15 protein-coding genes are annotated in these 14,682 nt (G+C 35.8%); 10 read left to right on the forward strand and 5 right to left on the reverse strand.

All coding sequences use genetic code 11. The features are described 5' to 3' along the window. Positions 1-85: 85 nt before the first annotated feature. Positions 86-1,177, reverse strand: a complete 1,092-nt coding sequence (locus AAA926_RS04960) for a YdcF family protein (protein ID WP_370466811.1) — start codon at positions 1,175-1,177, stop codon at positions 86-88. Between the two features lie 209 nt (positions 1,178-1,386). Between AAA926_RS04960 and AAA926_RS04965 the strand changes: the two genes are divergently transcribed. After that, complete coding sequence (locus AAA926_RS04965; protein WP_198180667.1) at positions 1,387-2,064, forward strand: CPBP family intramembrane glutamic endopeptidase; 678 nt, start codon at positions 1,387-1,389, stop codon at positions 2,062-2,064. A 70-nt stretch (positions 2,065-2,134) separates the two neighbouring features. Here AAA926_RS04965 and AAA926_RS04970 read toward each other — a convergent pair whose 3' ends face one another. From AAA926_RS04970 to cbpB, 3 genes are all read right to left on the reverse strand, one after another. Next, positions 2,135-4,003: a heavy metal translocating P-type ATPase gene (locus tag AAA926_RS04970; protein ID WP_198180666.1), complete on the reverse strand. Its 1,869-nt coding sequence runs from the start codon at positions 4,001-4,003 to the stop codon at positions 2,135-2,137. Between the two features lie 186 nt (positions 4,004-4,189). Further along, positions 4,190-4,762: a hypothetical protein gene (locus AAA926_RS04975; protein WP_198180665.1), complete on the reverse strand. Its 573-nt coding sequence runs from the start codon at positions 4,760-4,762 to the stop codon at positions 4,190-4,192. Positions 4,763-5,046: 284 nt separating this feature from the next. Then, positions 5,047-5,532 carry a cyclic-di-AMP-binding protein CbpB gene (cbpB, locus tag AAA926_RS04980; protein ID WP_198180664.1) on the reverse strand — a complete coding sequence of 162 codons (486 nt, stop codon included), beginning with the start codon at positions 5,530-5,532 and terminating at the stop codon, positions 5,047-5,049. A 559-nt stretch (positions 5,533-6,091) separates the two neighbouring features. Here cbpB and AAA926_RS04985 point away from each other — a divergent pair. The 8 genes from AAA926_RS04985 to AAA926_RS05020 all read left to right on the forward strand — a co-directional run bounded on the left by AAA926_RS04985 (position 6,092) and on the right by AAA926_RS05020 (position 12,938). Next, positions 6,092-6,409: a hypothetical protein gene (locus AAA926_RS04985; RefSeq protein WP_198180663.1), complete on the forward strand. Its 318-nt coding sequence runs from the start codon at positions 6,092-6,094 to the stop codon at positions 6,407-6,409. 114 nt (positions 6,410-6,523) lie between these two features. After that, complete coding sequence (locus tag AAA926_RS04990) at positions 6,524-6,676, forward strand: teichoic acid D-Ala incorporation-associated protein DltX (RefSeq protein ID WP_198180662.1); 153 nt, start codon at positions 6,524-6,526, stop codon at positions 6,674-6,676. 15 nt (positions 6,677-6,691) lie between these two features. After that, on the forward strand, positions 6,692-8,206 hold the full coding sequence (dltA, locus tag AAA926_RS04995; protein ID WP_198180661.1) for a D-alanine--poly(phosphoribitol) ligase subunit DltA: 1,515 nt from the start codon (positions 6,692-6,694) through the stop codon (positions 8,204-8,206). Further along, positions 8,206-9,450, forward strand: a complete 1,245-nt coding sequence (gene dltB, locus AAA926_RS05000) for a D-alanyl-lipoteichoic acid biosynthesis protein DltB (RefSeq protein ID WP_198180660.1) — start codon at positions 8,206-8,208, stop codon at positions 9,448-9,450. The genes dltA and dltB overlap by 1 nt, the downstream gene beginning before the upstream one ends. Before the next feature lie 28 nt (positions 9,451-9,478). Beyond that, positions 9,479-9,718, forward strand: a complete 240-nt coding sequence (dltC, locus tag AAA926_RS05005) for a D-alanine--poly(phosphoribitol) ligase subunit DltC (RefSeq protein ID WP_198180659.1) — start codon at positions 9,479-9,481, stop codon at positions 9,716-9,718. Further along, positions 9,711-11,018 carry a D-alanyl-lipoteichoic acid biosynthesis protein DltD gene (gene dltD, locus AAA926_RS05010; RefSeq protein ID WP_198180658.1) on the forward strand — a complete coding sequence of 436 codons (1,308 nt, stop codon included), beginning with the start codon at positions 9,711-9,713 and terminating at the stop codon, positions 11,016-11,018. Before dltC ends, dltD begins: the two co-directional genes overlap by 8 nt. Beyond that, the gene (locus AAA926_RS05015; RefSeq protein ID WP_198180657.1) at positions 11,018-11,992 is read left to right on the forward strand and encodes a serine hydrolase; all 975 of its coding nucleotides are present in this window, start codon (positions 11,018-11,020) and stop codon (positions 11,990-11,992) included. Before dltD ends, AAA926_RS05015 begins: the two co-directional genes overlap by 1 nt. 238 nt (positions 11,993-12,230) lie before the next feature. Further along, positions 12,231-12,938 carry a DUF975 family protein gene (locus AAA926_RS05020; protein ID WP_198180656.1) on the forward strand — a complete coding sequence of 236 codons (708 nt, stop codon included), beginning with the start codon at positions 12,231-12,233 and terminating at the stop codon, positions 12,936-12,938. A 65-nt stretch (positions 12,939-13,003) separates the two neighbouring features. Here the strand turns inward: AAA926_RS05020 and AAA926_RS05025 are convergent, their stop codons facing one another. After that, positions 13,004-13,237 (reverse strand): hypothetical protein, encoded by a 234-nt coding sequence (locus tag AAA926_RS05025; RefSeq protein WP_046332832.1) that lies wholly within the window; start codon positions 13,235-13,237, stop codon positions 13,004-13,006. Positions 13,238-13,386: 149 nt separating this feature from the next. On the opposite strand from AAA926_RS05025, the gene AAA926_RS05030 reads away from it, so the two are divergent. Further along, complete coding sequence (locus AAA926_RS05030) at positions 13,387-14,682, forward strand: PTS sugar transporter subunit IIC (protein ID WP_198180655.1); 1,296 nt, start codon at positions 13,387-13,389, stop codon at positions 14,680-14,682.

Here is a 14,682-nt window from a genome sequence, read left to right on the forward strand (position 1 = left end):
TCTTTTAATAATTAATTAATAAGAGATAGTTTAACATTTATGAAAGAGTAACGCCAAAATATGATGGTTATTATCTTTGAATTATTTAGTGGATGATACCAGTAAAATCAAATAGAGCATAAATAACAAAGAAAAGAATGATTAAAAATATGGCGACTAGATGCCGTTTCTTTTTAAGTAGTAAAACTGCAGCAAATTCACGCACAATTGCATTAGGCAGAAAGTAAAGACGAGTATAGCATCCTACACCATTTGCATTTAGACCAGCTGCTTTTGCGTAAAGAGAAGCTCTAAAAATATGATAATTGTTACTAAAGAATTTTGCCTTGTAATTTTTACTGCCGAAATCTTTTGCAGCTACTTCGGCTGAAAATTTCATATTTTGGTATGTATTTTTGGAATTATCTTCTAATAAAATGTCTTTTGGTTCTATTCCACGGGCTATTGCATATTCAGTCATTGCTTGAGCCTCAGAAACTTTTTCATCCCCACCTTTACCGCCAGACATAATTAATTTGGGCATCTTCCGTCCCTTGGTAACTTGTTTTTGAGCATATTGGATAGCACGATTAATACGACTGGCTAATAATGGGGTGACTTGTTCACCGTGGGCCAATCCCGCTCCTAAAACAATTAAATAGTCCTGGTTATATTGTCTAGGAACAATTTGATAAAAGGTTAAGTTTACTAAAAAGTTATAGGCTACGAAGAGAAGGTAATCCAAAATAGCTGTTGGTGCATATAATAAAATTCTAACCCAAGAGGGTAAATTTCTAAAGGGTCCAACTAGAGCAACTAGCCAAACAACAATTATGCCAATACCAATAAATAGAGTTAATAAATTTGATAGTGTATGACTTTCACGTTTCCAGACGATGTAGGCATTCCATAGAAAAAATAGCCACGAAAAAGCTGCCAGCAAAGTAATTGTTGCAACGAATAGCACTATTAGAATTTCATATGTCAGTATGAGTGGTCTTAAACTGGTAGAAAGAATCATCACAGTCAGCCAAACACCAAATGCCAGCAAAAAAATGGTAAAAAGAATGCCGTTAAGCAATCTTCTGGGTTCTTTTAGCCAAGAAATTAAAAAAACTGCAAAGGTTGCAAGCATAATAAGTGAAAGAATTATAAACGAACGGTTTTGGTTTAATACTTCAAAAAATCTAATCATAATATCCTACCTTAAGTTCAAAGCTAAGTCTATTATAATAAAGATGAATAAAAAGTCATAGTAAATTAAAATATGATAGAATAATAAAGTTATTTCCCGGGAAATATTTGAGCTTTAATAGCGAAATCAGATCGGTTCAAGGTTAAGACAATATTTTGTGCAAAGGACTAATTAATGTTGCTTTCACTTATAGTTTGAAAAGGGTGGAATGAATGAAGAAATTTTTCTATTTTTTGGGGAATGTAATTACAATAGTAGTCTCTTTTATAATTTATAGCGTTGTGCAACAATTTTATTTTTATCCCCACAGGTTAAGTAAAGAACTACACTTAGGAAATGTTCCCTTTATAGTTCTAACTGCGATAATTACGCTAATAGCCTTATTAATAGTGCTTTATTTATATAATCTGCAGTTGCGCCATAATAACGAGCGCAATTATAATAGTAGACCACATTGGCAATTTAAGAAAATATTACTTTCCCTTTTAGGCGTAATAATGTTGATTATAGTCAGTGCAACCATACAATGGGCACTGGGCTTTAATTCGGAGCAAACTTCGACTAATCAGAATCTTTTAGATCAATTTTCTCACCAAGCAGGAAACTTTTTTCCAGTAATGGTGATATTTATAGGTCCAGTATTTGAAGAATTTATTTTTCGTGGCTATTTCTTTAACACTTTCTTTTATAAAAATAATAATTTAAATAAATGGTTAGGCATTCTTTTCAGTGGACTTATCTTCGGATATGTACATGATCCTGGATTTACGAAATATATACTGGTCTATTGGGCATTAGGTTGCGTATTAGCCTGGGTTTACACAACTACCAAGGACTTGCGTTATTCAATTATATCCCATATGCTTTTTAATGCATTAGGATTCGTATAAAAAGCCTGATAAACTACGTTGTTTAGTAAACGTTAATTTATCAGGCTTTTTCAGATTTTACTAATTTGGTTTATTTTGCAGGACTAATTCCTGTTTGCTCCGGATTTTTAGGAGTAGTTTTTGCTAAAAGAGCCAAGCTAATGGAAATCATATCAACCACTTCCTGCAAAATGGCACCCCAAAAAGCAGGGATAATGCCGGTAAATGCAATCAGTTCAATAATAACTACAATTGTAATAGCGGTTAGCACATCAATATTAGCAACTTTCATGGTATGTTTAGAAATTGCCACAGCATCATTAATTTTAGATAAATCATTTACCATGATAATTGCATCTGCACTTTCACTGGCAGCAGAAGCACCTTTGGCTCCCATAGCAATACCAACATCAGCAGCTGATAAACTAGGAGCGTCATTAATGCCGTCACCAGTCATGACTACGGGTCGCTTTTCTTGAGGTACATTTTTAATAGCGGCTATCTTCTCAGCAGGTAGCAAACCGTAGCGAATATCGTTGACACCGACAGATTGTCCAATTTTATCAGCTACATCTTTGTGGTCACCAGTTAACATCATAATGTGTGCGCCACTTTGACGTTTCAAACGTGCAATTGTCTCAGCACTTTCGGGACGAACTTGGTCTTTAAATGTAATATAACCGGCATACTTATCGTCAATTGAAATATAAACTGCTGTAGCATTAACTGTAGCAGCTTTTTCTTGGGGCTTAACATAATCTAACTTACCAACTTTAACTAGGTGTCCTTCAACAGTACCACTAATTCCTTGGCCAGTTGATTCTTTGATATTTGTTGCTGGTTTTAAAAGATTTTTATCAGCTACATTGACTAGTGAATTGGCAATAATATGGCTTGACTGTTGCTCAACGCTGGTAGCATAACTTTGCAGGATGGCTGGACTATAACTACTGTCTCTGGCAGGTACGATTTCATCAATTACCAGCTGATTTTCTGTTAAAGTACCAGTTTTATCAAAAGCAAAAGTTTTTGCAGTAGCCAGTTTTTCTAAAGTGGGACCAGACTTAACTATAATATGATGTTTAGACATGGAACTCATGCCGGATACCAGTGCAACAGGCGCTGCAATTAGCAATGGGCAAGGTGAAGCCACAACCATAACTTCTGCAAAGTTGACTGGGTTACCGGAATGAATCCAGGCAGCAATACCTATTACCAGGGAAATAATGGTAAAAGGTACAGCGTAACGGTCAGCCATTTTGACAAACTTAGCCGGTTTTGCTTGCGATGATTCAACTAGTGAAACAATTGTCTGGTATTCAGAGTCACTCGCTTTTTTAGTAACAGCCATTTCTACTGCTACGCTGCCATTAATTGAGCCGGACATTAATTCATCTCCAGCTTTTTTAGCAACCGGAACGGATTCTCCAGTTAATGATGACTGGTCAAAACTTGATTCACCATTAACTACTTTTCCGTCAACTGGAACTTGTTCACCAGGTTTAATTAACACATGATCACCAATTTTTAGTTGTTCAACGTCAACAGAAACGAGTTCATTGTTCACAATTTTGTTGGCAATAGTAGGTGAATTGCTTAAAAGAGAGCGTAACTCTTTATCTGCTTGTCCAGTGGCATAGTCCTCTAGTGTCTGACCGCCAGTCATCATGACCAAAATCATCCATTCGGCCCAAATGTCACCAATCAGTATAGTAGAAACGACTGCAATAACAGCTAAAATATCGACGCCATAGCGTCCGGATTTAAAATCACTGGCAATTTCGGCAAGTAAGGAAATAGCCATCATGATGCCCACAATGTCGATTAACACTGCTTGAATAGGAAATTGTAAGTTTCCTATTTGAAAAAGACTTTTAGTCTTCAAGCCTAATTGGCAAAAAAGCCCCACTATCCCAATTGCTAATACAAGAATAAATTTCCATTGGCGTTTAAAACTCATTAATAGCTTCCTCCCGTAAATTAAACTAATTATTATGTTTCCTATTTTAACACTAAATACTTAATTTTATTTAGAATAGGTCTAAATTAGATGCAAATTAATATAATAAAAAAAGAAAGCAATTCTGATGTGAACCCTAAAATTAGAACAAATTTGGGGATCAGATCATTTTTTGCCTTCTTTTACTTAGTGATCTTTTAGTTTAATAATCTTGTTGAACTGAGGTTCAGTTTTTACCGGCTTAGGTTTAGGCACGAATTTAGAATTTTTAATATCGGGAGTCTCATTTTCTTCCTTAGAGGGTTGAATGTGAAAAATTTTAGTCCTTCCTAAAGAATCTATTATGTCCGTAGATGACATGGTAATAAAGTTGTCATTGTCGCCATGATCATCAGTTTCAACAAAATAATGGTTAATTTTTGCAATTCCTTTTTCCGAAAAATTTTCTTCATGAGCCAGATCGAGAAGCAGGGCATGCAAACGGGTAGCGGATACTAGTTCATGTTGCAGTATTATAAAAATCCACGAAAAATTAGAATCCATTGATTTAAAACGTTTAGCAACTTTGTCTTTATAAAACGCTTCAGTAATTTTAGCGGCTTCTTCCATATCATCTGAGTTTTGTGCCAGTTCCTTTAGTTGGGACACCAGCTCAGACTTTTCTTTAAGTGAAAGCTCTTGATCGTCTGGGTAAGTCCAATTTTTTATAATTGCGCTTATCAAAAATGTCAATTGCGCAGAAATTGTTTTACTTGCCATAATAGTGCTCTTCTTTTCTGATTATTTAAGGAATATCCATCAATTCTTGTTAACTAATTCAGTAAAGCGTTATTTATTTTTATAAAGTAAAATGATTATAATTAATAAATATGTATATATCAAAAAATAAATATCAAATTAAAATCGATTTTTAACATTGTATTAACCAAATAGCTGGATTACCAAATAAAAGCACTGGTGTTTCCCTACTAATGATTATTATAGCTTAATTTGTAATAAAGTACACTAAAAAGGAATAAACAAAAATAAAATTTCAGTATATTTTATAATAGCTTATCTTTGGTAATCGGAATAACTTTATATTCTTTCTCAAAATTATGACAAATGTAATTAAAAGCTTTAATCCATTCACGTCTGGTTAACAGTCCTTGGAAAACACCATAATCATCGACCACAGGTAAAAAGGCATTGTCAACTAACAAATGAAGTTGGGTTTCCAGTGTAGTCTGCACGAAGTTTATTTTGTCGAATTTGGTTTGCATCACATCCCGCACTAATAATTTGTTTAAGGGCTCAAGTGAAATTCTATCTGTTTCCATCATTTTATCTGTAATCATTGCTAAACTTAATAGGCCGACAACGCGATTTTGCCGGTCAAGAACTGGAATTTTTGAATATTTAACCCGAGTTAAAATCATAAAAGCATGGTATAAAGGATTGTCGTCTTCAACAAAGGCGATCCGGGAAGCAGGAATAATGAATGAACCTGACTTTTCTTCCAGTAAGTGTTTTATTGTGGGTGAGAACATTAGATATAAACCTTTCATAGAGTAATAAGTAGCTAAATTTATACTATAACAAAGAAAAAAGGCCCGCAAGTTGTGCGAGCCTGTTAGTTTTCATCTACTTTGAAGGAGTAAGAATGAATGAAATAAAAAAGTGGGAGTATGTAGTAAGCTTGCTATTTGCTTACTACATTTAAAATGATATCTCTAAAATATGAAGTTAAAGTAGAAAAACTCTTATAAAAGAGTAAAGAATTTCTTTAGAACTGTTTAAGAGCATAGAAAAACTCACGTAACGCACGTGAGTCGAAAGGGATAGATATGAAAATGACCTGTAAAGTCATTTCGGTTTTTTCATTATTATACTTGGAGGAGTATGAATGAAAAACAAAAAGTTGAGTGTGATATAAGAAAAATGTATATCTTTCCTATATCACAATTATAGTATAACTAGAAAATGTGAAAAAAGTATGACGAAAATCTCAAAATGCAAATTTTGAGTAACTACAAAATTGTTTGTTGCAAAACTCCTTGTTATAATTAGTTTTACTTTATTTGAAAAATTGAAATTTTAAGGAGAAAAATGGGAAAACAAGATTATCGTAAAAAGATCGTTTTTTGGCTTCGTTTTTCAGGGTGGCTTTGCCTGCTGCCAGCATCTGGCTGGCTTTGGCTGTATCAGATGTTTAGTCAAGGTGCTTTAGGATACACGCTTTTAGGGGAACTCATTTTTACAGTCTTATTTGCTGTTTATATTTTGACAACTGCTCAAAGTGAACGCTGGCTAAAGCCAACAAACATTTTTATTTTACTACTGCTTACCGTGCTTTTTGGTTCATTTATCATTTTAGTTCCGCTTTGTTTTGCTTATAATGATTGCCGAAAGTTGAATAACGGATAATAAGGAGAAATGTTTAAATTTGGTAAAAGTTTAAGAGGATTTTTTTAGTTGCAAATCTTTAGTAGTACTATATTCGATAGTACATTTTATTAATATTGAGAAAGATATGAAATTATGGCTAAAAAAGAAAAAACGGATTCACGCGCTAAACGTATTGGTAAGTTTGTTTTGACGACAATTATCTATTGCGTCATTTTAATGGTACTGATTTATTTGTACCAATATAGTGGTTTAACATCTGTTCACTTTATCTACAATGAATTTTAAAGCTGGTACGATAATATGATTGAAAATGTAATTAAAAAAATTGATGAAGTTGCTCAAGTAGAGCCAGAACGCATAGCCTATGATTATTTGGGCAAAACCAATACTTATGGTGATTTAAAAAAGCGCTCAGATGAATGGGCTCATAAAATTGTAAGTTTAAATCTTTCACCTCAAAGCCCAGTGATGATCTGGGGCGGGCAGGATTTTGAAATGATCGCCAGTTTTCTTGGTTGTGTTAAGTCGGGACATGCTTATATTCCTATTGCCAGCTATTCAAATGCTGAAAGAATTGTTATGATTCAGGAAGTTTCTCATGCTGAAGCAATTTTAGCAATTGATGAACTGCCGAAAATTGATTTGCCACCTATTAAAGTAGTGCATCCTGCTGATGTAGAAAAGGGGGATTTTGAACCTGATCCTGCCAACTTTGTTCAAGGTGATGACAATTTTTACGTCATTTTTACTTCAGGCACAAGTGGTAAACCTAAAGGCGTGCAAATCAGTCATAATAACCTGCTCAGTTTCGTCAACTGGGAAATGACGGACTTTGACTTGCCGAAGCACCCTTCTTTTTTGTCTCAAGCACCGTATTCATTTGACCTCTCAGTCATGAGTCTTTATCCTGCTTTAGTCGGTGCAGGGAAATTGGTGGCTCTGCCGCATGAAGTTACGCAAAATTTTGCGCAATTGTTCCAGACTTTGCCTAAACTACAATTTAATGTCTGGGTCTCAACGCCGTCATTTGCCCAAATGTGTTTTTTAGATAAGACTTTTGACGAAAAGCATCATCCAAATCTGACCCACTTTATGTTTTGTGGCGAAGAGCTGCCGCATACTGAGGTGGTAATGTTAAAAAAGAAATTCCCGCAGGCACGAGTTTTTAATACTTATGGCCCGACTGAAACTACAGTTGCAGTTACTCAGGTAGAAATTACTGATGCTGTCTTAAAGAAATATGATCGTCTCCCAATTGGCAAGGTTAAAGCAGATACCAAAATTATCATTGATAAATCTAAAGGTGACCAGCCAGATGAAGGTGAAATTATTATTTCTGGACCAAGTACTTCTAAAGGTTATATGAATAATCCGGAAAAAACGGTCAAAGCTTTCTTTAAAAATCCGGGTGACCAATATATGAGCCACCGCTCAGGGGATGAAGGCTTCTTTGACCAGGATATGCTCTTTTACCGCGGCAGAATCGATTTCCAAATCAAGTTTAACGGCTATCGCATAGAATTAGAAGAAATTAACCATTATATAGGTATGAACAAGTTGGTTGATCACGGCGTAGCTGCACCAAAATATAATCAAGATCATACGGTTAAGCAAATAGTTGCCGAAATTAAACTCAAAGATGGCGTGAAAGAAAAGTATTCTGAAGCAGAAATTACTAAGATGATCAGAGCAGATTTAGCTAAAGAACTGATGCCGTACATGATTCCGCAGCGTTATGTTTACCGTGAAACATTGCCGGTCTCGCAAAATGGTAAAGTTGATATTAAGGCCGTCATTAAGGAGGTCAACGAGTAGTGAACGCTAATTTCATTAACTTGCAGCCTTATTCCAATCCGCATTATTTCGTCTATTTGATGATTGGCTTAATACCCATCATCATTGGACTGTATTGGGGCCACCGCTTGAAAATCTATGAGGTTGTGTTCTCACTAGTTTTCTTGTTTCTCATTTTTGATGGTGAAAAGTGGCAGCAGGGCGTTAATTTAATCATCTATATTTTGTTTCAGTTGCTGGTCACTTATGGCTATCTTTATTATCGCCGCCGCAAGAACAGTCCAAATAGAACCTGGGTTTTCTACTTTGCTGTAATTTTGGCAATTGTGCCTTTGGTTTTGGTTAAAGTACAGACTGCTTTTCCGCAAGCAAAAATTCCAGGAGTGCTGGCTTTTTTGGGGATATCTTATCTGACCTTTAAGACAGTTCAGGTCGTGATGGAAGTCCGCGATGGCGCTATTAAAGAACTTAACTTGGGGACCTATCTTCGTTTTCTTTTATTCTTTCCAACTATTTCTTCGGGACCGATCGATCGTTACCGCAGATTTGCTAAAGAATGCGACACGGTGCCAAAGCGTGAACAGTATCTAAACGATTTAGAGCTGGCAACACGTTATCTGTTTCAAGGCTTCTTATATAAATTTGTTCTTGGCTGGTTCTTTGGCACCTATTGGCTGCCCCGAATTACCCGAGCTGCTTTAATTACAGGTACAGCTGTGGGCGGGTTGAAACTTTCCTGGTGGGTAGTAGCTTATATGTACTGCTACAGCATGTATTTATTCTTTGACTTTGCGGGCTATTCTTTATTTGCCGTGTCAATTTCCTACTTTATGGGTATTCACACCCCAATGAACTTTAACAAGCCGTTTATTTCGCAAAACATCAAAGAATTCTGGAACCGCTGGCACATGACCCTGTCTTTCTGGTTCCGGGACTACATCTACATGCGTTTTACCTTCTTTGCAATGAAGAAAAAGCTGTTCAAGAACCCAGTCAGGCTGTCACAGGCTGCTTACCTGCTCTTATTTTTAGTGATGGGCTTCTGGCATGGACTAACCTGGTATTATATTGTTTATGGCTTGTTCCATGCTTTTGCCATCATTATCAATGATTGCTGGCTGCGGTTTAAAAAGAAGCACAAAGATAAATTGCCATCGAACAAATATACGAAATGGCTGGCAATTTTTGTAACTTTTAATGTAGTGTGTTTTAGTTTCCTGATTTTTTCAGGTTTTCTCAGTCAGTTATGGTTTGGCTGGCAATAGTCAATGATTTTATTTAAGGAGTTTTAACATGGATACCAAAAAAGAAGTTTTAGCAATTTTACAAGATTTAACTGGTGAGGATTTAACAGACAAAATGGATGAGAATATTTTTGCTAATGGTCTAATGGATTCAATGGCCAGTGTCCAAATGCTGTTAAATTTGCAAGAAAAGTTCCAGATAGATGTACCCGTTTCTGAATTTGACAGAAATGAATGGGATACGCCCAATAAAATTGTGGCAAAGGTGGAAAATTTAGAAAATGAGTAACAAACGCCGACTGTGGCATATTTTTGGCCCGGTTCTTTGCGCATTTGTCTTGCTACTGGCTATCTTTTTAATGCCGTGGGAGCGGACTTTTTCTAAGGATGCCATTTATCAAGCGGCTAATTCGCAAACTAATACTATTTTTAAGGGCTCTTTAATGAAACAGGATGCGTTTAAGGATGGTTATGTGCCTTTTTATGGGTCAAGTGAATTGTCAAGGCTTGATCCATTGCATCCCAGTGTAATTGCGCAAAAATATCACCGCAATTACCGGCCATTTTTATTAGGCGGAGCGGGCAGCCAATCCTTAGCACATTTTTTGGAAATGCAGGGGACTGCTAAACAGCTTAAGGGTAAAAAAGCCGTAGTCATTGTTTCACCACAGTGGTTTACTAAAAAGGGTCAAAATCCGGATGCCTTCGCGCTGTACTATTCACCGCTGCAGGCCTGTAATTTTCTCTTAGGAATAAAAAAAGACACGGTGACTAACCGCTATGCGGCTAAACGTTTCTTGCAGATGCCGGAAGTGAAGGGCGTTATCAAACTGGGTATGAAAAGAATTGCCCGAGGGCAAAAATTAACTGGGTTTCAGCGCTTTTACTTAGAAAATCAGCGGCGCATGCTTAACAATGAAGATAAATTCTTCAGCACTTTCCAATTGCGCGATCGCATTAAAAAGATCAATAAGCAAGCAAAGTTATTGCCCAATACCTATTCAATAAAGGCTTTAGATAAAGTAGCAAGTGAGCAGGCAGCTATAAACACCAATTCTAATAATTTTGGTATTAACAATCGTTTCTTCAAAAAACGATTGAATAAACGTTTATTAGCCAAATTAAAAGATAGTCAACGTCATTTTAATTACACTAAATCGGTAGAATACAGCGATTTTGAATTAATGTTGCACCAGTTTGCCAAGCAGCATACCAATGTACTGTTCATTATCCCGCCGATTAATGAAAAATGGTCTAATTACACGGGCTTATCACAAACAATGTACCAGAAGGCTGTTTCTAAGATTAAGTACCAACTGGCTAGTCAAGGTTTTGATAACGTTACTGATTTATCCAAGCGTGGTGGTGAACAGTATTTCATGGAAGATACTATTCACCTGGGCTGGCGCGGCTGGGTAGCTGTTGACAAGGCAGTAAAGCCATTCATGGCGCAAAGTGATCTGCCACGCAATTATAATATACATAACTATTTTTATAGTAAAAAGTGGCAGAAGAAGCCATACCAGGTTAGTTTAACAGATGAAAATCCAGTAAATGGCAGTTCAAAAGAATCTTTAAAAGAAAAATAGTGCGCCAGCAAGTTGATGCCCTGGGAATTAAGGGCTCAATCCTAGTCATTAAAAATGGCAAAATAATGCTTAACTATGCTTTAGGCAATAATACTGACACTAGTTATTTAATCAATTCTGTACAGAAATCTATGACGGCTGCAATCATTATGCGGCTCGTGCAGGAAGGCAAGTTAAGCCTGCAGGATAAATTGAGTAAATTTTATCCGCAAATTTCTGGGGCACAAAAAGTCAAAATTAAAAATCTGTTAGCTATGACAGCAGGCCTTGATCTTAAACCAGGAGCAAAATTGGGCAGAAAGCATTTTGTCTCTGACTCTGATAATATTCAACATGATGCTGCTAAAACTATTTTTGAACCTAGTTTATTAAATAAGTGGCACTATAGTTCACTAAATTATGTGTACTTATGCGGCATTATGAGTAAAGTAACTGGACAAAGCTACGAGCAGTTATTCCGTGATACCTATATCAAGCCTTTAAAGCTGAAACAAACAGAATTTTTATGGTCAAAGCCAGGTAAAATTATTTCCAGTCATTTAGTACCTGGAATGATTTACCGCAAAGGTCGCTATGACGTGGTTAAGCATAAGGTTGCGTTAAGGGGGGCTCGTAATGAATTAGGAGCTGGCTCAATAGTGATGTCCAATCATGACCTAGCAAAAGTAATGCGATACCTGCTTTCTGGCAGTTTGTTAACCCAAAAGAGTCGTAAATTACTATACCAGTCTGGGCCTCCGGCTTATTATAATGGCGGTTTTTATAATAATATAAAATTAAAAACTAAAACGGCTAATGGTGCAGGAGAGGGTTATTATACTTTCATGCGCAGCACTAATGATGCCAAAACGATAGTGATAATACAATCTAATAAAACACGTGAAGGTGAATTTAACCAGTTGAAAAGTCAAATTAATCAAATCATGCTCGAACTGCTTGGCCGTAAGGCTGACAGTGCAAATATAGTTGGTTGAAACTTGTTTTTTGGTTAATTGCATGCTAAAATTCTGTTGTGTCACCATAGGGAAGTAGTCATTTTCTCCGGTAGCGAAAATGTAAAATTTCTATAATGTGGTCAGTAATGGTGGCACAAACACTGTGTGAGCTTAGTTCCGATGTTGGTGGAACTAGGCTTTTTTAGTGTTTTCATTGCTATCTGCCATTGCTAGGGGGTAAAATATATTTAATATATACTAGATAAGGAGATAAGTTATGAACAGAGCGGAACTAAAACTAGAAGCCAAAAATCAACTGCGTCATAACTGGGGCTGGGCAGTTATTATTGGTATAGTAATGACCTTGTTTGTCGGTTTCTTTTTTGCTAGGCCAGCAATAAACAATTCACTTAAGATTGCAAATAATGTAAATGATGTCATGGGAACCGGCTCAATTGATTCACTGTTTAAACCTGCATTTTGGGCAGGTCAATTAGGTCCTGATACTGGTTTAACTTTTATTGGCAGCTTTTTTATGTTGAGTATGGTGGTTACTTTCTTACATTTTGCTCGTGGAGAAAGGTTAGGCTTTTTTAAAGGTATTTTTTCTGTTTTTACTGATGGTCGGTTTGTACCGGAATTTCTGAATTATCTTTGTGAGTATATTTTTCAATTTCTGTGGTCTTTATTATTAGTTATCCCTGGCTTAATTAAGTCTTATTCTTATGCCATGACGCCCTATATTGTTAATGACTTGGTAGCAAGTGGGCAAGAGGTACATGCAACAACAGCAATTACGCTAAGCCGTCAGTTAATGAATGGGCATAAATGGGAATTATTTGTATTAAATTTAAGTTTTATTGGTTGGTATCTTTTGAGTGTACTAACTTTTGGCATTGGTTATATTTGGCTAGTTCCATACGAACAGACCACCAAAGCCAATTTTTACCGCAGATTAGCTGGCGATCGCTATTTAAGAAATTAAATTGATAATAAACTAAAAGAGCAAGATGTTCATTATCCTGCTCTTTTTAAGTGTCTATTTAAAAATTAGTATTTGTTTAAGTCTTCAATACTCTCTTGAAACCATTTGCCAGCATATTTAGAGTTGAAATCATCGGTCTTTTTAAGGGCTTCTTTGATTTGACTGGAATTCAAATGATCCATCAGGTATAGCTTTAGTGCCTTGTTAATTAAGTCATTAAAATCAGTATCGTTAACTTCCAAATACTTTTCTGTTAGCTTTGCTACTTTTTCAGTTAATTCGATTTTCTTTCTGCTCATTTTTAAACCCCTTAAAATATACATTCATTATACCATTTTATTCATAACTAATAAGAAAAAATAATTAAGGGTATAAAAAATAGCTAGCAATAAAAAAATAGAGTATTATTTTATTTTAAATACAATATTCAATGTTAGGGTCTGAATTAATGCAAGAATTTACTATCAATTTGCTAGCTCGTTTGCAGAACTTTTCTTTTTTTCGTGCGACAAGGCGCACCATGGCAGTATTAATGCCAGTTGCTGTCGTCGGCTCATATTTTAAGTTGTTTAATGATCTGATTTTTACGCCCAATGGACTGATTTATAATATTTTTAATTTAGATACAGTTTTATCTGATCATATTTGGTATGGTGGATCTTTTGTTTGCCGTGGAATGGTAGAAATTACTTTTGGCGTATTTGGCGTCTATGCCAGTTATTTTATGGCCCGTTATACTGCACGGCTTTACCATAAAGATTCAACTATGGCAGGTTTAACTGCTGTTCTAATTATGCTTTTTTGTTCGTATGCATCTAGTAGTGGTCGTAATGCGCGCATGCCTTTTACTGCCAGCTTGTTACAAATTAATGCGGTTTTTATTGCTTTGAATGTTGGCTACTGTGTAGGTCAAATTTTTCATTGGTTAGGGAAAGATTTTTCTTATGTAAAAGATGAAGGCACAAAAGTAATTCAAAAAAGGGCAGGGGATGCTGTTTTACCTAGTGGTATTTCATTAATGCTGGGCATCCTTTTGGGTATTTTGATATATGAACTACAACTTAAGTTGCTTAACTCTGCCAGTTTTAATGAAATTGTCAGCCGGGTTCAGACTACTAATAATTTCGGTGAAGTATTAATACTCTCTGCCGTAATTACTTTTTTAGATTGGCTTGGAATTGGTTATCCGCTGCGGTCTTTATCGGGGGCGGTTAACAATGCTTTTACCGCTGAAAATTTAACTTATACATTAAAACACGGTAATTCCTGGAATGTGCCATACAAATACTTGGGCAGTTCACTCATTAACAGTTATGGCATAATGGGTGGTGCTAGCCTTGTTTTAGCTGTGATTGTATTGCTTTTAATAAGACGAGACAATAGGGAAAATGAAATAAATGCTAGACTTAATTTATTGCCGGCTGCTTTTGGTTCTACCTTAGGGTTTACAGTTGGTTTACCTTTAATCCTAAATCCAGTATTTGTTTTACCGAGTGTCTTAATTCCGCTCATTAACATGACATTAGCAGTATTTGCTGTCAACCTACATATTATTCCTGTGAGTGTTTATCAAATATTAAAAGGAACCCCGGGAATTTTAGTCTCATTTTTCGGTACAAATGGTAACTGGCCAACGCTGATTTTTACGCTACTGCTGTTTCTGTTAGATATAGCTTTGCTTTTACCAGTAATTAAAATCAATGAAAAAATCGGAATAAAAATTGCTTACCAGAAGAAGGAATGA

Source organism: Lactobacillus juensis (genome assembly GCF_036246285.1).
Taxonomy (GTDB): domain Bacteria; phylum Bacillota; class Bacilli; order Lactobacillales; family Lactobacillaceae; genus Lactobacillus; species Lactobacillus juensis.

Coding starts and splice junctions, on each gene's coding strand:
- AAA926_RS04965 (WP_198180667.1), top strand. CDS start 1,387: ATGAAGAAATTTTTCTATTTTTTGGGGAATGTAATTACAATAGTAGTC.
- AAA926_RS04970 (WP_198180666.1), bottom strand. CDS start 4,003: ATGAGTTTTAAACGCCAATGGAAATTTATTCTTGTATTAGCAATTGGG.
- AAA926_RS04975 (WP_198180665.1), bottom strand. CDS start 4,762: ATGGCAAGTAAAACAATTTCTGCGCAATTGACATTTTTGATAAGCGCA.
- cbpB (WP_198180664.1), bottom strand. CDS start 5,532: ATGTTCTCACCCACAATAAAACACTTACTGGAAGAAAAGTCAGGTTCA.
- AAA926_RS04985 (WP_198180663.1), top strand. CDS start 6,092: ATGGGAAAACAAGATTATCGTAAAAAGATCGTTTTTTGGCTTCGTTTT.
- AAA926_RS04990 (WP_198180662.1), top strand. CDS start 6,524: ATGGCTAAAAAAGAAAAAACGGATTCACGCGCTAAACGTATTGGTAAG.
- dltA (WP_198180661.1), top strand. CDS start 6,692: ATGATTGAAAATGTAATTAAAAAAATTGATGAAGTTGCTCAAGTAGAG.
- dltC (WP_198180659.1), top strand. CDS start 9,479: ATGGATACCAAAAAAGAAGTTTTAGCAATTTTACAAGATTTAACTGGT.
- dltD (WP_198180658.1), top strand. CDS start 9,711: ATGAGTAACAAACGCCGACTGTGGCATATTTTTGGCCCGGTTCTTTGC.
- AAA926_RS05020 (WP_198180656.1), top strand. CDS start 12,231: ATGAACAGAGCGGAACTAAAACTAGAAGCCAAAAATCAACTGCGTCAT.
- AAA926_RS05025 (WP_046332832.1), bottom strand. CDS start 13,237: ATGAGCAGAAAGAAAATCGAATTAACTGAAAAAGTAGCAAAGCTAACA.
- AAA926_RS05030 (WP_198180655.1), top strand. CDS start 13,387: ATGCAAGAATTTACTATCAATTTGCTAGCTCGTTTGCAGAACTTTTCT.